The organism is Paenibacillus sp. YAF4_2 (genome assembly GCF_052113225.1).
In the GTDB taxonomy this organism is placed as follows: Bacteria; Bacillota; Bacilli; order Paenibacillales; family Paenibacillaceae; genus Pristimantibacillus.
The window spans coordinates 770,395-790,690 of sequence record NZ_JBFRCT010000001.1; the positions used below are offsets into that span (position 1 = coordinate 770,395).

Annotated in this window: 24 protein-coding genes; all 24 read right to left on the reverse strand. The window is 45.8% G+C overall.

Annotated elements, in window-relative coordinates; genetic code table 11:
- Positions 1 to 21: 21 nt before the first annotated feature.
- Positions 22 to 582, reverse strand: coding sequence for a hypothetical protein (locus tag AB4Y93_RS03870; RefSeq protein ID WP_441889109.1), 561 nt, complete (start codon positions 580 to 582; stop codon positions 22 to 24).
- The gene (locus AB4Y93_RS03875; protein WP_441889111.1) at positions 575 to 1,132 is read right to left on the reverse strand and encodes a DUF6115 domain-containing protein; all 558 of its coding nucleotides are present in this window, start codon (positions 1,130 to 1,132) and stop codon (positions 575 to 577) included. Before AB4Y93_RS03875 ends, AB4Y93_RS03870 begins: the two co-directional genes overlap by 8 nt.
- Before the next feature lie 31 nt (positions 1,133 to 1,163).
- Positions 1,164 to 1,490, reverse strand: coding sequence for a hypothetical protein (locus tag AB4Y93_RS03880; protein WP_441889113.1), 327 nt, complete (start codon positions 1,488 to 1,490; stop codon positions 1,164 to 1,166).
- Between the two features lie 61 nt (positions 1,491 to 1,551).
- Positions 1,552 to 2,958 carry a FapA family protein gene (locus AB4Y93_RS03885; RefSeq protein WP_441889115.1) on the reverse strand — a complete coding sequence of 469 codons (1,407 nt, stop codon included), beginning with the start codon at positions 2,956 to 2,958 and terminating at the stop codon, positions 1,552 to 1,554.
- A gap of 15 nt (positions 2,959 to 2,973) precedes the next feature.
- Complete coding sequence (locus AB4Y93_RS03890) at positions 2,974 to 3,744, reverse strand: FliA/WhiG family RNA polymerase sigma factor (protein ID WP_441889117.1); 771 nt, start codon at positions 3,742 to 3,744, stop codon at positions 2,974 to 2,976.
- A gap of 5 nt (positions 3,745 to 3,749) precedes the next feature.
- Positions 3,750 to 4,181, reverse strand: coding sequence for a hypothetical protein (locus AB4Y93_RS03895; protein WP_441889119.1), 432 nt, complete (start codon positions 4,179 to 4,181; stop codon positions 3,750 to 3,752).
- A gap of 1 nt (position 4,182) precedes the next feature.
- On the reverse strand, positions 4,183 to 4,677 hold the full coding sequence (locus tag AB4Y93_RS03900; protein ID WP_441889121.1) for a chemotaxis protein CheD: 495 nt from the start codon (positions 4,675 to 4,677) through the stop codon (positions 4,183 to 4,185).
- Positions 4,674 to 5,261, reverse strand: a complete 588-nt coding sequence (locus AB4Y93_RS03905) for a chemotaxis protein CheC (RefSeq protein ID WP_441889257.1) — start codon at positions 5,259 to 5,261, stop codon at positions 4,674 to 4,676. Before AB4Y93_RS03905 ends, AB4Y93_RS03900 begins: the two co-directional genes overlap by 4 nt.
- Positions 5,262 to 5,296: 35 nt before the next feature.
- Positions 5,297 to 5,758 carry a chemotaxis protein CheW gene (locus AB4Y93_RS03910; protein WP_441889123.1) on the reverse strand — a complete coding sequence of 154 codons (462 nt, stop codon included), beginning with the start codon at positions 5,756 to 5,758 and terminating at the stop codon, positions 5,297 to 5,299.
- A gap of 13 nt (positions 5,759 to 5,771) precedes the next feature.
- Positions 5,772 to 7,835 (reverse strand): chemotaxis protein CheW, encoded by a 2,064-nt coding sequence (locus tag AB4Y93_RS03915; protein ID WP_441889125.1) that lies wholly within the window; start codon positions 7,833 to 7,835, stop codon positions 5,772 to 5,774.
- Positions 7,836 to 7,871: 36 nt separating this feature from the next.
- Positions 7,872 to 9,161, reverse strand: coding sequence for a protein-glutamate methylesterase/protein-glutamine glutaminase (locus AB4Y93_RS03920; protein WP_441889127.1), 1,290 nt, complete (start codon positions 9,159 to 9,161; stop codon positions 7,872 to 7,874).
- 28 nt (positions 9,162 to 9,189) lie between these two features.
- On the reverse strand, positions 9,190 to 10,062 hold the full coding sequence (locus AB4Y93_RS03925; RefSeq protein ID WP_441889129.1) for a MinD/ParA family protein: 873 nt from the start codon (positions 10,060 to 10,062) through the stop codon (positions 9,190 to 9,192).
- Positions 10,055 to 11,287 (reverse strand): flagellar biosynthesis protein FlhF, encoded by a 1,233-nt coding sequence (flhF, locus tag AB4Y93_RS03930; RefSeq protein WP_441889131.1) that lies wholly within the window; start codon positions 11,285 to 11,287, stop codon positions 10,055 to 10,057. The genes AB4Y93_RS03925 and flhF overlap by 8 nt, the downstream gene beginning before the upstream one ends.
- Positions 11,284 to 13,317: a flagellar biosynthesis protein FlhA gene (gene flhA / locus AB4Y93_RS03935; protein WP_167280736.1), complete on the reverse strand. Its 2,034-nt coding sequence runs from the start codon at positions 13,315 to 13,317 to the stop codon at positions 11,284 to 11,286. Before flhA ends, flhF begins: the two co-directional genes overlap by 4 nt.
- A gap of 22 nt (positions 13,318 to 13,339) precedes the next feature.
- A complete protein-coding gene (gene flhB, locus AB4Y93_RS03940; protein ID WP_441889133.1) occupies positions 13,340 to 14,437 on the reverse strand; it encodes a flagellar biosynthesis protein FlhB in 1,098 nt (365 codons plus the stop codon).
- Between the two features lie 13 nt (positions 14,438 to 14,450).
- A complete protein-coding gene (gene fliR / locus AB4Y93_RS03945; protein ID WP_441889135.1) occupies positions 14,451 to 15,245 on the reverse strand; it encodes a flagellar biosynthetic protein FliR in 795 nt (264 codons plus the stop codon).
- A 16-nt stretch (positions 15,246 to 15,261) separates the two neighbouring features.
- Entirely contained in the window at positions 15,262 to 15,531 is a 270-nt protein-coding gene (gene fliQ, locus AB4Y93_RS03950) for a flagellar biosynthesis protein FliQ (RefSeq protein ID WP_167280739.1), read from the reverse strand.
- Between the two features lie 23 nt (positions 15,532 to 15,554).
- A complete protein-coding gene (gene fliP / locus AB4Y93_RS03955; protein ID WP_441889138.1) occupies positions 15,555 to 16,310 on the reverse strand; it encodes a flagellar type III secretion system pore protein FliP in 756 nt (251 codons plus the stop codon).
- A complete protein-coding gene (locus AB4Y93_RS03960) occupies positions 16,300 to 16,896 on the reverse strand; it encodes a flagellar biosynthetic protein FliO (protein WP_441889140.1) in 597 nt (198 codons plus the stop codon). Before AB4Y93_RS03960 ends, fliP begins: the two co-directional genes overlap by 11 nt.
- A gap of 33 nt (positions 16,897 to 16,929) precedes the next feature.
- Positions 16,930 to 17,292: a response regulator gene (locus AB4Y93_RS03965; RefSeq protein ID WP_167280742.1), complete on the reverse strand. Its 363-nt coding sequence runs from the start codon at positions 17,290 to 17,292 to the stop codon at positions 16,930 to 16,932.
- Positions 17,293 to 17,312: 20 nt separating this feature from the next.
- Entirely contained in the window at positions 17,313 to 18,569 is a 1,257-nt protein-coding gene (gene fliY / locus AB4Y93_RS03970) for a flagellar motor switch phosphatase FliY (RefSeq protein WP_441889142.1), read from the reverse strand.
- A complete protein-coding gene (fliM, locus tag AB4Y93_RS03975) occupies positions 18,559 to 19,560 on the reverse strand; it encodes a flagellar motor switch protein FliM (RefSeq protein WP_441889144.1) in 1,002 nt (333 codons plus the stop codon). Before fliM ends, fliY begins: the two co-directional genes overlap by 11 nt.
- A 36-nt stretch (positions 19,561 to 19,596) precedes the next feature.
- On the reverse strand, positions 19,597 to 20,064 hold the full coding sequence (locus AB4Y93_RS03980; RefSeq protein ID WP_167280745.1) for a flagellar basal body-associated FliL family protein: 468 nt from the start codon (positions 20,062 to 20,064) through the stop codon (positions 19,597 to 19,599).
- 2 nt (positions 20,065 to 20,066) lie between these two features.
- Positions 20,067 to 20,288 carry a flagellar FlbD family protein gene (locus AB4Y93_RS03985; RefSeq protein ID WP_441889147.1) on the reverse strand — a complete coding sequence of 74 codons (222 nt, stop codon included), beginning with the start codon at positions 20,286 to 20,288 and terminating at the stop codon, positions 20,067 to 20,069.
- Between the last annotated feature and the right edge of the window lie 8 nt (positions 20,289 to 20,296).

The following is a 20,296-nucleotide window of genomic DNA, read 5'->3' on the forward strand; positions in this document are numbered from 1 at the left end:
TTTGTCGAAAATTTCCGGTGCTTAGTTCTGCTGATCAAATTCTGCCTTCGAAACGGGCTGGCTTGTAATAATCTGAATGACTTCTCCTACGGTTGGATTGCCTACAAACAAGAAATAACCTGCGCGAACAGGCTTCTTCTTCATCTTAGCGATAAAAGCAGATTTATCTGCAATCAGCTTCTGCTCCTTCAACAGCTCTGCCGTATCTGTTAAATTCATACCGCCTGTAATATGGATTTTACGCTTTGATTCTGCCTTCTCTGTGGCTGCTGCTTGCTCTTCTGCCTTGGTGTCATTATTCTCAGTTGCTGGCGTGGCTGCAGCTTCATCATTTGGAGTCTCCGTTGGCTTCACTGCCGATGGCTTGGCTGATTCAACGGCATCCACATCAGCAGCCTTAGCACGCTCCTCAGCAATCCTATCATCTAATTCCTCTTGCGTGTAGAGCTTAGGCTCACCATCCTTAAATCCATCAGAAAGCTTCTGCTGACTCTCGTCCCCAATCTGCATAATCTGCAGAAGAATAGCGCCAGCTATGATCCCTGCACCTAGTCCAGCTACAAAGGAGCGGTTCTTAAACATAGACCTTCTCCTCCTGCTTGGCTAGCTGCAAGATCAGTTGCACTTCCCCTTTATTCATACTCAATTTTTTGGCGATAACCTCAATTGATTTTCCTTGATTGTACAGCTCAAATAAATCGGCATAGCGCGATTGAATGCCTGATACCACTTGTTGAGGTTCAGGAACTTCAACAGTAGATTCAACCGTCGCTGCTTGGAAAGGTGGTGCCGCCTGTACCGGTGCAGAATAGGCCTGAGCAACCACCAAGTCGTTCTGACGCTGCTGCTGTAGAAAACCTAGCTGTTGCTCCAATAGCGAACATTTGTTCTCGAGTTCCATCAAACGCTGTTTACTTAGCTCGGTTTGTGTTTTTCCTTCTTCTCGAAGAACGGTTACAAGCTTAACAAGCTCTTGATGGTCGAGCTCCGTATTCTCCATAAACTGCTCCAAAGCAATTTCCATATTACGAGTATCTTTAGACTCTTGCGACTGCTGCCGTTTCCGTGGAAGGAATAGCGAGGCTACGACTACAACAGCACCAAGAAGTACAATATAAGACCAGTTAGACATAATACACACCCTCTACAAAGCATTACTGATGCTATAACGATATATCCACATGATGCCCTTTATAGGGATGCTCGGCCTGGCGGCCTCCTTCAGGCATGTCCTGGGATTCCTCCGGCTTACGTTTCCTCTTTGCCAAATAGGGATTGCCGCCCTGCCGATCCCGCTCATTACGTACATTTGGTCCACCAGTATGCTCAACACCGGTATTTTTACTTCGCAACTGCTCCGTTTGTTTGGATGCCAGCTCTGCCATTCTTGTCTGTTCCGCAATAGGCTTATGGTTAGTCTGACTTTGTGTCCCACTTGCTTCAAGTGTCCGTGGAATCGACCATTGCAAATCAATAGGCTTAAAAGGCATTCGCTCAGCTCCTCTCATAACAGCACAGTCTACATTTCTTCATTAAAAGAAAACAATGAGATTACGTAAACAAAGGATACTGTACAATATCACCTTCCGAGTAACGGAATGAAACACGCTGTACGGGATCCTTGATAAAACGGGTATATCGGCCAATTACAATTTTAATGCCGCCATATACGGTATGGCTGATGTCTACCTTGGATTTGTCCGTATCTTCCAGTGATTTCTCAATTTCAAGAATACGCTCTCTAATCTGATCACTCTCAGCGGTAGTCTGACGTCTAGTAGCACCTAGTTTAATGCGCATCGCCATCTTCTGATCATTAAGCTGATCTAAGGCAGCCTGCTGATCAAGAATAGCAAGCGCTTTCTCCGTCTTATCCATCGCATCCATGTTCTGCCTAAGCTTTAATCGCAGCTCTTGGAGCTCTGAACGAAACTCTGGTCTTACCCCTACTTCAATAGAAGTGGCTGTCGACATCGTATTGCCAACAACTCGTGCAGAGACCTGCTCCACCGCTTGAATCGAACCACCCACAATTAGTCCCTTCGACCCCTGGCAAATAACGTTTCTGCCTGCCCGGACATTCGAGTGCATGATACTTTGCGATACGAGCACATCCTCACCAGCAATGACGTTACAATCTTGGATGAAGGAGCTTTTAACATTCTTTTGTGCTTTGATGTAGCCCTTATTACCTGCCATAATACCGCCAGTAATCTCGATGGAGGCTTCAGATTCCAGTTCGGCTCCTTCTACTCCGCCAATAACACGAATATCACCGGAAGCTTTCACTCGGAATCCGCTTAGTACGTTACCACGTATGACAACCGTACCGACAAAATCGATATTGCCAACTCTATAATCAACGTCCCCATTCACTTCATATACTGGGAAAACGTTTACTTTCTCTTTGTCAGTAATCGTGATAAGGCCGTCAATTAAGGCATACATCGCCGTTTGATTCTCATTCACGACAACGTTTTTCCCTACTTTAAACCTGGCTTGTCTGCCTTGCTTAGCTGGAATTTCTTCACCAGTTACCATCATTCCGGGGGCACCAAATAAAGCATCAACCCGCTCTGCAATTAATTGACCTCGCTTCACATTTTTCAGACGCGAAACTTCTTTGAAATCAACTTTACCGTCCTCCAGCTCAGCTGGACGTTGGGATTGCTCCTTCATATCATAGGCAAAACGGATCGAACCGTCCTTGCCTTGGGTTGCCGGATTACCCATTGCAATTAACGTTTGCTCTTTACAATAAGCAAGTGTATTCGTGCAAATCTCATGTACCAAACTTGTGCGTATTCCAAATACAACACCTTTGCTGTGTACAAATCGTTCCAATTGACCGGGAGTGCAGTCGAAATCTTCGGTGATCCGGTTAAAGGTCAGGAAGGCAGACAGCTTATCAGCAGATATCTGGATACGCAAGTAAGACTCTAATAAATGGTCATCCACCTTGCCCACTCCCTTCTAATGCTGCAATAATTGTTCTTTATTTTTCGCCAGGGCACCACGAAGCCTTAAGATTGCTTTCGAATGCAACTGGGATATACGTGAGGGGGAAAGTGACATCACTTCCGCAATCTCGCTTAACGATAATTCTTCATAATAGAAGAGAGAGATAACGGTTCTTTCCTTCTCCGTTAATTTCTCAATTCCGCTGATCAGAGAGTCCTTCAAGAAAAACTCATGTGCTTTATGATCCGGATTTTTCGCCCTTTCATCAATGAGCAGCGACAGCCTTGTCTCTGACTCTTCTTCTCTGATCGGGTCTTCCAATGAGCAAACCGTCGTGATAGCGATTTCATGGAGCATATTCGTAAACTCTTTTTCACTTACGTTCAAATGCTGGCTTATTTCTGCATCTGTTACTGAACGCAAATATTTTTGCTCCAAGTTTTGATAAGCTTCCTCAATTCTTTTCGCCTTTTCTCTTACAGAGCGCGGTACCCAGTCCCCTTGACGCAGACCATCAATAATCGACCCGCGGATACGCCAGGACGCATATGTCTCAAATTGCAAACCTCGGCAATAATCGAATTTCTCGATAGCATCAATGAGTCCCATCACACCATTGCTGGCGAGGTCATCCTTTAACACATTTTTCGGCAGTCCAATCGCCATTCGGTTCGTTACATAATCGACCAAAGGCAAGAACTGCTCAATTAGACGTTTCTTGGCTTCCAGATCGCCTTCTTCTTTCCACGCTCGCCACATTTCTAAATTTGCAGTTGCGATCATGTCACTTACCCTCCTGTCATATGACGAATGGCTTTAGCCAATTCCTCAGGCTCTTTATTCTGGGTCGAAACTAGCTTAGGCGGTGTTAGTGGTTTAAACTGCTTCGATTGCTCCGACTGTTCTGCTTCTTGCGTATGAGTGCTATCAAGCTGTGATCGAAGCAGCTGATTGAGGTCTTCACTCTCATCAGGAGTCTGCAGATCAAGCTGCGTGCCTTTGCCATCCTCTTGTGCTGTCTCTTCTTGATGCATCACTGGCGGGGTAAGTATAAAGGCCAGTGCAATCCGCATTACAAATGCAATCGCTACAAAGGCGATGAAAGCATACATGCTGCGCATCAGCATGACAGACAGCGGGTTTTTACCAATCGAAAACAATAAGGTTAGTACCGCGCCAATAATCCCCAAGCCGACATTCCATCGCCAATTTCCAACCATTTCAAATCTCCTTTATCCCAAACTGCACGCTTCTTATCGTCAATACTCCACTCATGCTGTCAATTTCAATCGTGCGGCCATAATTCCCGCCTGTATCCTGCCCGAGGACAGGTATAGAATAGTTAGCGAGAATTCCCAAACAGGATTCTACATTACGTGGTCCGATTCGCATCGAATCGGACTGGCCTGAAAAGGCGAACATTTGTGCTCCACCGGCCATTTTTGCCACAAGGCGGTTGACTACCGCCCCTAATGTTTTCATTTGCCCAATAAGCTCTGGAATTGCCGTATCCGCATATTTGGCAATATTCATTGTCGACTCTCTGGCAATTTCTGAAGATGGCAGCATAACATGCGCCATTCCTGCAATTCGTGCAACAGGATCGTATAACGTCAGACCGACACAAGAGCCTAGTCCTGTTGTCCGTAGATGTGCTCCGCCCGCAGCCCATTTTAAATCTGCCATGCCGACCTTGATCACATCTTGTTGGATCATTCGGTCAGTACTCCCAAGGATTGAAATATTTTAGAAAAGGAATCCGGATCAGGAATGAGGAAGAAATGTCCCTCCAGCTCCTCTTTGTCTTCGAGAAACGTTGTTTCAATAAGTAAGGCGGAATCTCCCATTTCACCGTATTGCATAAGTCCGTAGCTGAGAATAGGACCTGCCATATCTCTAGCTACTGCCGGAACCGAAGGTGCCATAGACAAATTTGTAAAATCAGCTAGGGATGATAAATAGGAGCCCGCCAAAATATTACCGATCTCGCAAAGCGCAGACATCTCCATTTCGGAATAATTGTCAAGTGCTTCGCTTTCAAGAGATAGCAGTTGTCCGAGCAGTCGCTTGGCTGCCTCTTCTTGAATAATAAAGAACATATTGCCTGGCGCTTCCCCTTCTACCCGGAGAAAAACCGCGATGACAACTTGTTCGGAGCCTCCCACACGATCAGCAACTTCTTCAAACGGCAGCAGGCTGACCTTAGGCACTGCCATATCTACCGGCTTGTCCAGAAGGCGGGATAATGCAGTAGCTGCATTACCCGCTCCAATGTTGCCTACTTCCTTCAGAACATCCATCTCAAACGCTTTGAATCGATTAAAGGCGTCCACATCTACACCTCTAACTGTTCGAGTTGAATAATTTCGCTCTTATTTAGTACTTCGGACAAGTTCAGCATAATAAGCAAGCGGTTGTCACCGAACTTAGCAATCCCTCTTAAATATTTCGCTTTAATTCCTCCGACAATCTCCGGCGGTAAATCAATGGTATCGGTATCGATATCAACTACATCATTCGCAGAATCTACGATAAAGCCAACTTCCATATCAGCAGCCGCCACTACGATAATCCGGCTGTTCTCCGTTGTTGTTGATTCCGCAAGACCAAAACGTCCGCGCAAATCAATGACAGGAACAACAATACCGCGCAGATTGATAACACCTTTAATGAAGGAAGGAGTTTTCGGAACCCGAGTAATTGGGGCTAGACGTTCGATCGTACGAACTTTATCCACCTCAATGCCATATTCCTCATGTGCCAGTGTAAATACGATTACTTTTAATTCTTCTCCCATCGGTAAGCCCTCCCTATTTGATTAACGCGTTAGGATCAATGATGAGTGCCACTTGGCCATCGCCAAGAATTGTTGCACCTGAAATTGCCTCGATATTGGTCAAATATTTGCCGAGCGTCTTCAGAACAATCTCGCTCTGTCCGATAAACTCATCCACCGTGACAGCCGCCCACTTATCGCCTTTACGAATAACAACAATCTCTGTTTCTGATTCGTTATGCTCGTTAAAATCCGGAGATTCGAGCACTTTACTAAGGGAAACTAAAGGAATAACCGCGTTGCGGAAATGAATCATTCGATTACCATGAACGTTCAAAATCTGCTCTTTTTGAATAATACCTGTCTCTACTATTGAAGTAAGAGGAATGGCATATTTCTCTGAACCTAGCTTAATCAGCATTGCCGAAATGATAGATAGCGTTAGAGGCAACTGCACGGCAAACTTTGTTCCTCGTCCTTGAACAGAGTCAATTGTAACGTTGCCGCCAAGTGAAGTGATCTTCGATTTTACTACATCAAGACCAACTCCACGTCCAGAAATATCCGAGATTTTGTCAGCCGTACTGAAGCCCGGTGCGAATATCAACATGTTGATATCCTCGCTCGTCAGCTGCTTGGATTGTTCCTCTGTTACTACTCCATTCTTAATGGCCGTCTGAAGCACTTTCTCTTGGTTAACGCCACGTCCATCTTCTTCTACTTCGATGAATACATGATTGCCGCTATGGTAAGCACGTAGATTGATAGTACCTGTCTCGGATTTACCCGCCGCAATCCGTTCTCCAACCGTCTCAATACCGTGGTCGACCGAGTTACGAAGCAAATGAACGAGCGGATCACCAATCTCATCGATGACGGTCCGGTCAAGCTCTGTATCTGCACCAGTAATGACCAGATCAATCTTCTTATCAAGCGATTTGGCCAGATCCCGAATCATACGCGGGAATCGGTTGAATACCGAATCTACTGGGACCATTCTCAATTTCAATACGATATTTTGCAGATCTGAGCTTACACGAGTCATATGCTCTACTGTCTCTGTTAGATCATTACGACGGATCTCACTGGAAAGCTGCTCTAGTCTTACTCGATCTATCAACAGCTCACTGAATAGATTCATCAATGCATCAAGCCGGTCAATATCAACACGAATCGTTTTTGATACGGCTGCTGGTGCTGCAGAAGCAGCAGCTGCCTGCGAGCGCGCTGTCGTAACCTGCTTGCTAGCCTCTTCTTTCGCTACCGCTCCCACTTGAACTGGAGCAGCTGCAGGAGATTGCTCTTTGGCAGCATTATTCAATATGGCTAACGATTCGAGATCCAGCAGAGCAACCGAAACCTTCTCAATCTCCGAAATAGCTGAAAGTTGTGTTTCAAGTTCTTGCTGAGATAAGGTCGAGATGGTAAACACCGTGAAGGAACGGTCGAACTTATCCTGCTCTAAATCCGTTACAGGCGGTTCTGATTTTATAATATCGCCGTTCTTGCCCAGCAGGTCGAATACCATGTAAGCACGGACCGCTTTCAATACACAATCCTCACGGACCTCGACTTCAATAAAGTAAACGTTATGTCCGCTATCGATAGATTGCTGAATAACAGAGGTTTGGAATTCGTCAAGTAATGCAGGTCCAGTTGTCTGCGTGCCATTAGTGGCTGCCGACGAAGCTGCTGCAGAAGCCCCTGAAGTTTTGTAATCCCCTTTTACAATCGACTGAAGGGAAGCTACTAGCGAAGTTACATCCGCTTTACCCGTGCCTCCTCCTACGATATCCTGGACCATTGCTTCCAGAGCATCAAGCCCTTTAAACAGCGTATCAAAGATGAAGCTGTCCATCTTAAGCTTACTATTACGTACAAGATCGAGGACATTCTCCATCTCATGTGTCAGAGAAGCAAGGTCTTCGTACCCCATCGTAGCAGACATACCCTTAAGCGTATGGGCTGAACGGAAAATCGATTGGACGATCGACAGATCCTCCGGTTCGCTTTCGAGGCGTAGCAGATTTTCGTTCAAAGATTGCAGGTGATCATTGGACTCGTCGATAAACATTGACAAGTAAGCGTTCATATCCATTTTGTCGCACCTCCTGATAGGACTTTATATCGTCTATTATCCTTTCAATACTGCTTGCTGCAGCTCTGCAGCAATCTGCTGCAAAGGCAATACCGTCTTCACACAGCCATTTTCAATGGCACTGCGCGGCATTCCGTACACAACGCAGGTTTGTTCCGATTCGGCAATTGCCGATTCTGCCCCGCTGTCGACCAGAGCTTTCATTCCTTTTGCTCCGTCGCTGCCCATTCCTGTCATTATGACTGCATGGCGCCGTAATTCATCAAACGGAGTTAATGATTCGAACAACACATCCACCGAAGGGCGATGCCCGTTTCGAGGCGGCTTCTGTGTAAGCTGCACATAATAGCCAGCATGGTCTTTTGCCAGTTCCATATGATGGCCGCCTGGCGCGACGTAGACTACCCCCGCCTTCAGCCGATCTCCCTGTGCCGCTTCAACGACTTTCAGATCACTGAAGCTATCCAGCCGCTGCGCAAGCGATTTTGTAAACTTGGGAGGCATATGCTGAACAATCAAGACCGGCGCAGCAAGCTCTGCTGGTAGAGAGCAAATCACTTCATGTAGTGCACGTGGTCCACCAGTAGAGGTCCCGATTGCAATAACATGGTCGAATTGATCAGCAGCTGTTAATCTCTTCTTCGACTGCTTCCGAGTCATGCTATCCTCTAGCGCTGCCGCTACAGGTACAAGCGAAATTATCTCCTCATTTGAGAGTTTAGTCAGATTCTTCATAAGACTCGAAGCCTTAACCTCTGGCGCAGCCACCTCACGAGCTTCCGCCTGCTGTTCGGGCTGCAGCAGCCTTTTCTTGCTGCTGCTCTCTTCTTCTAAAGGCTTTGCCCTCTTAACTGGCTGCAATCGTTCTATCTTTGCCTTTGGAAGAGCAGGCGTGTCCTCTATCCCATTAACAGAAGAATACCTTTTCATCAAAACAGCGATTCTTAGTTTTTCCAGCAACAGCTCTCCAACTCGAACGATGTCATTAGAGAAGGCTCCCATAGGCTTACGAATAAAGTCAAATGCCCCAAACTGGAGTGCTTTGATCGTCTCTCTTGTGTTCTCTTCGCTAATACCCGACAGCATGATAATTGGAGTCGGCTGTTCATTCATAATGCGCTGCAATGCATCAATCCCATTCAGCTCAGGCATTTCAAGATCGAGCGTTACCGCATCGGGCTTCCACTTCTTCACAGCCTCTATCGCTTCGAGTCCATTAGAAGCAGTTGCCACAATCGTAAATTGGGGGTCTTGAACGATCAAATCGCTAAATATTTTCCTCATGAAAGGCGAATCATCCACGACAAGCACGCGATAAGGAACCATTCTGTTCCCCCCTCTTATGTACAAATAACTACCGCGACAGCTTGAACATTTTATGTATAAAACCTTTAACACCAGTTGCAGCAACAGGCTCGGGTGAAGACATCTCCAGATACCGGCGAGCTATCTCCTCAATACCCCTAGATGCATCGCTTCCAGGATAGGCAACTGTAAACGGCGTTTGTCGTTTCACTGCCTTTGTAACATTCGGATCATCCAATATAACTCCCAATGTCGGGAGCTCTGCTTGCAGGAACCTTTTTGCAACAAGATTGATTTTGTCCGCTGTCTGAATGCCTTCTCTCCGATCCACTGCTCGATTAATGATGAGCTTGAATGAAGCGTTAACGCCCATTGATTTAACCATCTTCACAAGGGCATAAGCATCTGTGATCGCAGTAGGCTCAGGCGTTGTAACAACAATTGTTTCCTCCGCCGCCGATATAAACTTAAGTGTCTCCTTAGATAACCCTGCTCCTGTATCAAATAAGATGAAATCATATTCGCCTTGCAGCTTGCTAATCTGTTCAGCAAACCAATCCAGTTGTTCTGACGAGAGTTCAAGCAAATCCTGAAACCCTGAGCCACCTGCGATAAAATGGACTCCCGAAGGCCCTATCTGGATGATATCCCAAATTGTTTTATCCTGTTTAAATAAATGGAAGAGATGATAGGGGGAGCTGACCCCCATTAGCACATCGATATTTGCCATGCCGATATCGGCATCAAATACGAGTACTTTTTTCCCCAGGCGTTGAAGCGTGATGGCAAAGTTCAAGCTGAAATTCGATTTTCCTACTCCTCCCTTCCCGCTCGTGATCGTCACGATACGGGTTGGGCGGGCGTTATCTTGTCCCATCCTCATCTTCACCATGTTGCGCAGCGCCTCAGCTTGATCATTCATCGGCAGGAGCCCCCAGCAGCGCATCGACATAACGCTCGGCATCAAATGGACCAATATCATCTGGTACCGTTTGGCCGCTTGCAACAAACACCGGCTTTAATTCATATAACAATGCCAGGTTAAAGATTGCGCCATACACCGAAGTCTCATCCAGCTTGGTGAAGAGCACTTTACTTACACCATACTTCACGAAGTTGTCGGCAACAGCCATCATATCCTTCGTTTTACCGGTCAAGCTCAGTACAAGTACGGTTTCACTTTGCTCATTGGACTGCAGTAAGCTGTTCACTTCCGATACATGGAGCTCATTGCGGAAATTCCGGCCAGCTGTATCCATATAGATGAGCTCTCGATCCTCAAGCTGCTTGTATGCCTTCGGCAGATCCATCGGCGAGAACACAACTTCCATTGGCACGTTCAAAATGTTCGCATACGTTCTTAATTGATCGACCGCTGCAATTCGATAAGTATCAGAAGTAATGAGACCAATCTGGCGGCCGAACTTGATTGATTGTCCAGCAGCAAGTTTGGCAATCGTTGTTGTCTTGCCAACCCCAGTTGGACCAACAAAATGAACGATTCTCGCATTATGATTGATTGTGTGATTGGCTTGTGGTGCCAGCCATTCGTTCAACAAATCACGTGCTATGCTCCAAATGTCTTGTGGATTTAGCAGCTCCGGATTGCCCGCAAGCTTCTCGTTTACCGTGTCAATTAATCGATCAATAAGTTCCGCTTCAACCTCCTGCTGGACCAATCGGCTATACAAGGCCTGAATCACCAGAGGTTTGTCCACCTCAGGCCTATGCGTGGACAGCTGTTTCAGTGACAGCTTGATGTGACGAATTTCTTCCAGCAGATCATCATTGATTCGATTAATCGTTTGAGAAACAGGTGCAGTTGGTATGGAAGGAGGCGGAGTCTGCAACTCAGGAGGCTCCAAGACCGCTGTTGCTGTGGCAGCTTGTCTCTTCGACTCTTGGATCGCATGAACAACACGCTGAACATCCGCTGCAGCTTGACGCGGCTGAGAAGCAGGTGCCGGAGCAGGTGCTCCGGACTCAATGGCTGCGATGACCTCCATCTTCTTCTTCCGAAACATGCCCATAAATCCACCGATTCGTACTTCCTTTGTATTCAGAATAACGGCGTCTTTCCCAAGCTCGCTCCGGATCATCGGCAAGGCTTCAGGCAAGGCGTTCACGACATAACGTTTTACTCTCATAAGTTCACCACCCCTACGCTTTGAACCTCAATATTAGGTTCTAGCTCGCTGTATGATAATACGGGTACATCCTGCATCGTCCGTTCCACGATTTGTCTCAAATACATACGAATCGTTGGTGATGTCAGTACTACTGGCTGTTGGCCGGATTGAATTTGGCGTGATACCTGTTCATTCAGCTTTTGGTAGATTTGCTGAGTCGCAACCGGATCGAGAGCAATATAACTGCCTTGATCGGTCTGCTGGACGGATTCTGCAATTTTCTTCTCGAGTGAAGGTCCAACCGTAATGACTTTCAGCATGTTACCTGTAGAAGTGAATTGCTGGGTAATTTGTCTAGATAACGCCTGGCGAGCATATTCCGTAAGAATGTCCGGGTCCTTCGTATAATGACCTTGGTCCGCCAATGATTCGAAGATGGTAACAAGATCCCGAATAGATACTTTCTCACGAAGCAGCTTCGCCAATACTTTCTGCAAATCGCCAATAGATAGAATAGAAGGAATAAGTTCTTCAATAAGTGCTGGATAAGCATCTTTCACATTCTCTACCAGTGCTTTCGTCTCTTGGCGTCCAATCAGTTCATGAGCATGACGCTTAATCACTTCCGTTAAATGAGTCGCAACAACGGATGGTGGATCTACGACAGTATAGCCCGATATCTCCGCTCTCTCTTTCATTGCCTCATCAATCCATATAGCCGGAAGGCCAAAAGCAGGCTCTGTCGTTTCGATGCCAATAACAGACTCATCCTCAAACCCAGGACTCATGGCGAGATAATGGTTAAGGAGAAGCTCACCGCGAGCAACGATGTTGCCTTTGATCTTAATCACATATTCATTTGGTTTAAGCTGAATATTATCTCGAATCCGAATGACTGGAACAACAAGCCCAAGCTCTAATGCGCATTGTCTGCGGATCATAATAATCCGGTCGAGTAAATCACCGCCCTGCTGGGTATCAGCAAGAGGGATAAGGCCATAACCAAATTCGAATTCGATTGGATCGACCTGCAGTAAGCTGATGACACTTTCTGGACTGCGAACCTCTTCGATTTGTTGTTCCTCCTCCAGTAGTTCCTCTTGCTGCATTTGCTTCGCAATCGTCTTCTGCATCTTCCATGCCCCAAATATAAGCAATCCGGCAAAAGGAATAGTACGTAGAATACCGATTGGTGTGAAAACGCCGAGCAGCGTGATCGTTCCAGCTACGATATAGAGTAGCTTCGGATATTTAAGCAACTGCTGCGTAACATCCTGTGCAAAGTTACCATCTGATGCTGCACGGGTTACGATTAAACCGGCTGCCGTAGAAATTAACAAAGCAGGAATCTGGCTGACCAGACCATCACCAATCGTCAGAATGGAATAGGTTTGAATGGCATCCTGAAAGGAATCTCCATGAATGGCCATCCCGATAATAAATCCGCCTACCAAGTTGATGATCAAGATAATAATAGATGCAATAGCATCGCCTTTGACGAATTTACTTGCACCGTCCATCGAGCCGTAGAAATCTGCTTCTCTTTCAATTTTCGAGCGGCGCTCGCGCGCCTGCTGTTCATTGATCAGTCCTGCGTTCAGGTCGGCGTCAATACTCATTTGCTTTCCGGGCATGGCGTCGAGTGTAAATCTGGCTGCAACCTCCGCTACCCGTTCCGAACCTTTCGTAATAACGATGAACTGGACAACAACCAGGATGAGGAAGACGACGAAGCCGATGGCGATTTCTCCACCGCCAACCCATGATCCAAACGTCTGAACGACTTCACCGGCATGCCCATGCTGCAAGATGTTACGTGTCGTAGACACGTTAAGTGCGAGCCGGAATAAAGTCGTGACGAGCAGGATTGCCGGGAAGATCGAGAAATCAAGGGCTTCCTTCGTATTCATCGCAATCAGCAGAATCATGAGCGCGATCGAAATGTTCAGGATGAGCAATATATCTAGAAGCAGTGTAGGTATAGGGATGACCATCATGAGTACGATGCCGATAATCCCAGCTAAGATAGCAATATCTTTTACTTTCATGATGTTGTCTTCTCCCTTTCAATTATGATGATCGAACTCGGCCTTTCATTTTATAAACAGCAGCCAATACTTCCGCCACAGCTTGGAACAAATCAGCGGGAATGGAATCCCCGATATCTGCCCGTTCATACAAGGCTCTGGCGAGCGGCTTGTTTTCCATCATAATAACGCCGTGTTCCTTAGCAACTTCACGAATGCGAAGCGCAACATGATCCATTCCTTTTGCAATAATGAGTGGTGCTTCCATCTTCGAAGCGTCATATTGCAAGGCGATCGCAAAGTGAGTCGGGTTCGTAATTACAACATCTGCTTTAGGCACATCCTGCATCATCCGCTGCATCGCCATTCGGCGCTGCCGTTCACGGATCTTTCCTTTAATAAGAGGGTCACCCTCCGACTTCTTGTATTCATCTTTAATATCCTGTTTGGACATTCGAAGACTCTTCGCATGCTCATATTTCTGATACATAAAATCGGCGAAAGCTAGAACTACTAATACGGCTCCAGTCTCAAGCCCAAGCTTAATGGTTAGACCTGCTGCAAATTGAAAGATTTGCTCAATGGATAAGCTGGAAAGCAGCAATATCTTATCCCAATCGCTCCAGATGGCCTGATAGACCAAAAATCCGATGACGAGGAGTTTGGTTAAACTCTTTAGAAATTCAACTACCGTACGCATGGAAAAGATTTGCTTAAACCCATTAATCGGATTGAGCTTCGTGAACTTCATCTTTAGTGGTTCGCCTGTAAGCAGGAATCCAAACTGCATGACATTACCGAGTATGGCAACGATGACTACGATTGCAAATATTGGTGCAAGAAACATGAGCATATCCACTGCAATCTCATTAAACAATGGCATAACATTCTCTTCTGTTACATCCATCATCATCCAATTCTCGAACAACTCTCGAAACAAACCCATAATTCGCGTCTTATAATAATTGCCCAAAGCAGCAAAAGTCGCGAATGTAAAGAGCAGGATCATGGAGCTTGGCAAATCATTGGATTTCGCAATCTGCCCTTTCTTTCGAGCGTCCTGCGTTTTCTTTGGCGTTGCTTTTTCCGTCTTTTCCTGACTGAACAGCTGCAAGTCTAGCTCTAGGTAGTAAGTTCGCAACGTTGCAGCCCCCTTATTTACTTTCGGTTTGTTGAACGATACTAAACAGCTTCTCTAAATTATTAAACATAATGTCAATCAATCTTTCGAATATCGCTGAAACACCTGGAAGCAGCAGAATCAGTAATCCAAGACCAATAAGCAGCTTCAGTGGAATCCCGATAACAAAGACATTGTATTGAGGTGCTGTCTTCGCCAGTAAACCAAGGCCTACATCGGTCAGGAACATTGCAATGACCAGCGGAGCAGCAACCTGCAGAGCAAGCAGGAAAGCATTACCAACCGCCCGTGTCAAAAACTCTGATATACTTCCGTTATATATAGCTGCAAACAGTTCATTGGACAATGGCATCCATTTGTAGCTGTCCATTAAAGCTATAAGCAGATAATGATGACCGTTCACCGCTAGGAACACCATGATGAGAAGCATATACTTGAAGTTGCCTAGCAGCGGAGCCGAGACACCTGTCATCGGATCAATAACGTTCGACATTGCGAAGCCGATTTGCATATCCATAAGCGCGCCTGCTGTTTGCACAACCGTCATGAATAAGTAAACGACGTACCCCATCATTAACCCGATCAGTACTTCACGGAATATATACAAGATATATTCGGCATCCATTGGAACCACCGTTTCTTTAAGCCCGTATGTCATAAATACGATTAGGGATAAAAAGAAACCGAGGCCAATCTTAAATGTACTCGGGACACCCTTCATGGAAAACAACGGCGCCACGACGAAAAACGATGTCATTCGACAAAAAATAAGCAAAAAAATAGGGAAGTACTGGACGATCTGATCCATGATTTCCGTTCACAACCTATCCGATGTATTTATACAAGTTGTTCAGCAGATTGTAAGTGAAATCGACTATTACATTCAGAATCCAAGGTCCAAATATAATAAGGGATACAAAGACCGCTACGATTTTAGGCACAAAAGCTAACGTCTGCTCTTGAATTTGGGTAGTCGCTTGAAAAATACTAACGATTAATCCGACGACTAGAGCGAGAACGAGCATCGGCGCGCTGGCTTTCAATACGGTACTGATGGCTTGACTAGCCAATCCGATGATGAAATCAGCACTCATTGAACGTTCCTCCCTGTCTTTAATTACGTGTTAAAACTTAATAGCAATGATTTGACGATCAGATACCAGCCATCTACAAGTACGAATAACAGCAGTTTGAATGGTAGAGATATCATGACCGGTGGTAGCATCATCATCCCCATCGCCATTAGCGTACTAGATACGATCATATCTATGACGAGGAATGGGATGAATATCATAAAGCCCATCTGAAAAGCCGTCTTGAGTTCACTAATCGCATAAGCTGGTACTAGAACCGTAATTGGAATATCTTGATAATTTGCCGGCTTGTCGGTCTTCGTATAGTTCAGAAACAGCAGCAGGTCCTTTTCCCTTGTATGTGAGACCATAAACTTCTTCATAGGATCAGCGGCTTTCTCGAATGCTACCGTCTGCGTAATTTCACCTTTTAAATAAGGCTGCAGAGCTGCTTCATTCACTTGCGAGAATGTCGGAGCCATGATGAAGAAGGTTAGGAACATTGCCAGCCCTATAAGAACTTGGTTAGGTGGCATTTGCTGCGTTCCTAGCGAAGTCCGAACGAAACCAAGCACGATTACAATTCGGGTAAAACTCGTCATGAGCACGAGTATGGCTGGTGCAATGCTTAATACAGTAATAAGAAGCAGGAGCGACAATGCGCTTGTTCCCGGCTCTTCGCTTCCGTCACCAATGTTAAGACTGATATCCGGCAGAGGATCAGCCGCAAACGCATGCGATTGCAGCAGCATAACTCCCAGCAGCACGGTGACGATCGAAATCCACCTTTTATTTTTCATTGTCATCCCCATCGTGTTTGGATTCCTTCAAAAGCGACTCCAACTGTTGCTTGCGATCGGCTTGCTTGCTTAAGTTTTGATTCAGCAAGCTCTGGAACGAGGACGACTGCATATTCCACTGTTCATCAGTCAGATCCTCTCCCGAGCTCGGCTCTTGCTTGCGGAACCGCTTAAGGAAGTCTGTAATTGTGTTTGTTGACCATACAGCGCCATTGGATTGCCGATCGAGTGAAGCGAGAATTGCTTGTACCTGCTGTACATCTTCAATCTTGTCGAGAAGGGTTACGTTCTCGCCAACACCAACGACATATAGCCGGCCTGATAATTCAATAACCTGTAGCGAATTATTTTGACCCAGCGCAACCCCTCCGAGCGATCGAACCGCTCGGTTAGTTCCCCATACGCGGTTACGCTGAGACAACCATTTAATAAGTAAGATGATTAAACCGATAACAATGATAAGAGAGATAATGACCCAGATGATACTACCGGCGTAGCTGTCAGTTCCGGCCATCGGCCCCTGATCATTCTCATTACCGGCTGCCGCGGCGAAGGCGGGCTGTAAAGCAACGCCAACCGCGATCATAGAAGTTAATCTCGAAACATATGTAAGCATTTCTTAGCCAAGCGTTTTCTTGATCGCTTCAATAACTCGATCGGCTTGGAATGGTTTTACGATAAAGTCTTTTGCGCCGGCTTGGATTGCATCGATAACCATCGCTTGTTGGCCCATCGCGGAACACATGATTACTTTTGCATTAGGGTCAAGCTTCTTCACTTCTTTAAGCGCGGAGATTCCGTCCATTTCAGGCATCGTAATATCCATGGTAATCAGGTCAGGTTTAAGTTCCTTGTACTTTTCTACCGCCTGTGCGCCGTCTTGCGCTTCTCCGACGACCTCGTAGCCATTTTTAGTTAGAATGTCTCGAATCATCATGCGCATAAATGCTGCGTCGTCTACGATTAGAATGCGGTTTGCCATCTTTTTTTCCTCCTAGAGTATTATTGCAATTTTTGAATGCGGTCCCATTGGCTTACGATATCTGTTACACGTACCCCGAAGTTCTCGTCAATGACGACAACCTCTCCCTTAGCGATAAGCTTGTTATTCACCAAGATATCTACGGGCTCACCAGCGAGCTTGTCCAGCTCGATAATCGAACCTTGGGACAGTTCCAGAATATCCTTAATTTGCTTTTGGGTCCTCCCTAATTCTACGGTAACTTTAAGCGGTATGTCGAGAAGTAAATTGAGGTTTGTTTCATCCGTATGCACATAAGGTGCTTGATTAAAGTTAGCGAATTGAACAGGCTGTACATTTACATTCCGACTTGCTGTATGTCCGTAGGTTTGTGGTCCTTGCGGCTGCAGCGGAAGATCATATCCTGCGCTTTGCTGATAAGGATTATAAGGCTGATTATACTGCGATGCTGCTGCTGCTGGTGCAGGCTGATATGGATCCTGGTAGGCCTGCTGAGGAGCCGGCGTTGGTGCAACTGCTGCTGGTGCTGCCACAGGTTCTGGCGTAGGAATTGGCGCAGGTGCTGGTGCATCAATTTCGCTTTCTACATCCCCCATCAAAATGGCTACCATTTGCTTCGCGAAAGGCACAGGAAGCAGCTGCATAATTGTTGAATCGATTAGATCCCCGATCATTAAACGGAATGAGATTTTGATAAAGACATCTTCTGGAGGCAATTGCCCCATTCCGCCGCCGCTATCCACATCCAGGATGTCAATGCCTGGAGGCGAGATATTGACAAAGCGATTAAAAATGGTCGACATCGAAGTTGCAGATGAACCCATCATTTGATTCATAGCTTCCTGAACGGCGCTGATATGAATCTCATTTAATTCCTCAAGGGTGATATCGCCTTCTCCGCCTAACATTAAGTCGGCAATGACTTGGGCATCCTTCGTCTTAATCACAAGCGAATTGATTCCTTGGAAGCCGTCTACATATTGAACGCTTACTGCAACATGAGGCTTAGGAAATTCATTGGCTAAATCTTCACGTTTAATAAAGGTTACTTGTGGAGTCGTAATATCAACTTTCTTGCCAAGCAAGGTGGACAATGCGGTTGCCGCACTTCCGAAAGTAATATTTCCGATTTCTCCTAATGCGTCCTGCTCGATCGAAGACAGGAAGTCCGACAGTTGATACACGGGATCCGGCGACTGTGATGTAGCGAAATCGCTGGCTGTCTGATTAAGCAACGCATCAATTTCTTCTTGCGATAAATAATCTTTACTCGTCATTTTCTTCTTCCGCTCCTTCGCTGACAACTTGATCCACTTGCACGGCTATCCGATCTTTGACGGAGCCTGGGCTTCCGATGAACTTCAGCTTTTCGCCCACTTTAATATGAAGGCCGTTATCAATCGGTTTATTTAACGAAATGACGTCTCCAATCGCTAATCCTAAAAACTCTTTAATCGTAATGACCGACTCACCAAGCTCGGCAACGATTGGAAGCTTAGCCTTGCTTACGCGTTGCTCCAGCATCTCGACTTCCGCTGGAATCCGCTCTTTCTTCTGGGATACAAACCAGTGATGAGCAGACAAGCGCGGCATGACCGGCTCAATAACAACATGTGGAATACATAAGTTGATCATTCCCGTCGTATCACCGATCTTCGTGCTTAACGAGATCAAAGCAATCGTTTCATTGGGCGATACAATCTGCATGAACTGCGGATTCGTCTCCAATGCCTCCAGACGAGGCGAAATATCAATAATCGTTTTCCATGCTTCCTGGAGGCTTTCGAATGCTCTTGCGAAAATACGCTCCATGATGATCGTTTCGATCTCCGTTAAGTTGTTAATCTTAGATGGAGCGATGCCATGTCCGCCTAACATCCGATCCAGCATGGCATACGCGACGTTTGGATTAACCTCGAGCACCATACGTCCTTCCAGCGGCTCCGCTTCAAATATGTTCAGAATCGTCATCTTCGGAATCGAGCGGATAAACTCATCGTACGGAAGTTGTTCGACTTGTACGACATTGATTTGAACGAATGTGCGAAGCTGCGCTGAGAAATAGGTTGTCAAATATCGCGCGAAGTTTTCGTGTATGCGTGTTAAGCTTCGTATGTGATCCTTCGAGAATCGAGTAGCACGCTTAAAATCATAGATTCGAACTTTTCGCGTGACTTCCTCTTTCTTCAGCTCGTCCGCATCCATCTCACCTGATGATAAAGCAGCCAGTAGCGCGTCTATCTCATTCTGCGATAATACATCAACCAATTCTCTCACCCCCTTCAAGGAATGTCGGCAACATGCTTATAATTGCTGCATGATAAAATTCGTAATTTCTACCTTTACCAACTTCTCATCTTCCGGCAGGATAGGATTAATCAAGTTCAGAAGCTTCGATTCCAGCATATCCTCACCTTGCGAGCCGTTTAGTTCCGCGGCAGTTAAATCAGCCACAGTGCGATTAATAATTGGTCTTACTTCAATCTCAAGCAGCTTATCAAACTCTGTTTTCGTCTTTTTACTGTCCAATTGGAAAGCAAAGCTCAGAACAACAACATAATCCGAATCTTTCAAGTTGCGTTTGAAATCTTTCAGCTCTGATGTAACAGAAACAAGCTCATCAGCACTTAACTGCTTAACCACAACGGGCTTTTCAGCCGGATCTGTCGTATCTGAGTCATTAAAGAAAGATTTGTACAAAATAATCGACACAATTGCGATCAGCGTAATGGCTAGCAACGTAGTGACTAACCATGGCAACATTTTTTTCATCTCTATGGACCCTCCGTTTGTTCGATCTTCTGGGTCGCTGCTAAAACGCCGATTGTACGAATGTAACCCTGTATAAGGAGTTGTAGCTCTGATGCACTCTCCGTTACGATAAATTTCTTGCCCGTTGTTAGCGTAACAATCGTATCTGGAGTTTCTTCTATGATTTCAATCAGAAGAGCATTAATCATCAGTTTCGAGCCATTCAATCGAGTTACGGTAATCATAAGCTCCC

Excerpts from the sequence above, each read along its gene's own strand:
- flhA (WP_167280736.1), bottom strand. The coding sequence starts at position 13,317 with ATGAAAGTAAAAGATATTGCTATCTTAGCTGGGATTATCGGCATCGTA.
- AB4Y93_RS03920 (WP_441889127.1), bottom strand. The coding sequence starts at position 9,161 with ATGGTTCCTTATCGCGTGCTTGTCGTGGATGATTCGCCTTTCATGAGG.
- AB4Y93_RS03985 (WP_441889147.1), bottom strand. The coding sequence starts at position 20,288 with ATGATTACCGTAACTCGATTGAATGGCTCGAAACTGATGATTAATGCT.
- fliP (WP_441889138.1), bottom strand. The coding sequence starts at position 16,310 with ATGAAAAATAAAAGGTGGATTTCGATCGTCACCGTGCTGCTGGGAGTT.
- AB4Y93_RS03925 (WP_441889129.1), bottom strand. The coding sequence starts at position 10,062 with ATGAATGATCAAGCTGAGGCGCTGCGCAACATGGTGAAGATGAGGATG.
- AB4Y93_RS03980 (WP_167280745.1), bottom strand. The coding sequence starts at position 20,064 with ATGAAAAAAATGTTGCCATGGTTAGTCACTACGTTGCTAGCCATTACG.
- AB4Y93_RS03875 (WP_441889111.1), bottom strand. The coding sequence starts at position 1,132 with ATGTCTAACTGGTCTTATATTGTACTTCTTGGTGCTGTTGTAGTCGTA.
- AB4Y93_RS03880 (WP_441889113.1), bottom strand. The coding sequence starts at position 1,490 with ATGCCTTTTAAGCCTATTGATTTGCAATGGTCGATTCCACGGACACTT.
- AB4Y93_RS03910 (WP_441889123.1), bottom strand. The coding sequence starts at position 5,758 with ATGGGAGAAGAATTAAAAGTAATCGTATTTACACTGGCACATGAGGAA.
- fliR (WP_441889135.1), bottom strand. The coding sequence starts at position 15,245 with ATGGATCAGATCGTCCAGTACTTCCCTATTTTTTTGCTTATTTTTTGT.
- AB4Y93_RS03905 (WP_441889257.1), bottom strand. The coding sequence starts at position 5,261 with ATGGATGTTCTGAAGGAAGTAGGCAACATTGGAGCGGGTAATGCAGCT.
- AB4Y93_RS03895 (WP_441889119.1), bottom strand. The coding sequence starts at position 4,181 with ATGGTTGGAAATTGGCGATGGAATGTCGGCTTGGGGATTATTGGCGCG.
- AB4Y93_RS03960 (WP_441889140.1), bottom strand. The coding sequence starts at position 16,896 with ATGATCGCGGTTGGCGTTGCTTTACAGCCCGCCTTCGCCGCGGCAGCC.
- AB4Y93_RS03870 (WP_441889109.1), bottom strand. The coding sequence starts at position 582 with ATGTTTAAGAACCGCTCCTTTGTAGCTGGACTAGGTGCAGGGATCATA.
- fliY (WP_441889142.1), bottom strand. The coding sequence starts at position 18,569 with ATGACGAGTAAAGATTATTTATCGCAAGAAGAAATTGATGCGTTGCTT.
- AB4Y93_RS03900 (WP_441889121.1), bottom strand. The coding sequence starts at position 4,677 with ATGATCCAACAAGATGTGATCAAGGTCGGCATGGCAGATTTAAAATGG.
- fliQ (WP_167280739.1), bottom strand. The coding sequence starts at position 15,531 with ATGAGTGCTGATTTCATCATCGGATTGGCTAGTCAAGCCATCAGTACC.
- flhF (WP_441889131.1), bottom strand. The coding sequence starts at position 11,287 with ATGAGAGTAAAACGTTATGTCGTGAACGCCTTGCCTGAAGCCTTGCCG.
- AB4Y93_RS03915 (WP_441889125.1), bottom strand. The coding sequence starts at position 7,835 with ATGGATATGAACGCTTACTTGTCAATGTTTATCGACGAGTCCAATGAT.
- AB4Y93_RS03890 (WP_441889117.1), bottom strand. The coding sequence starts at position 3,744 with ATGATCGCAACTGCAAATTTAGAAATGTGGCGAGCGTGGAAAGAAGAA.
- AB4Y93_RS03965 (WP_167280742.1), bottom strand. The coding sequence starts at position 17,292 with ATGGCAAACCGCATTCTAATCGTAGACGACGCAGCATTTATGCGCATG.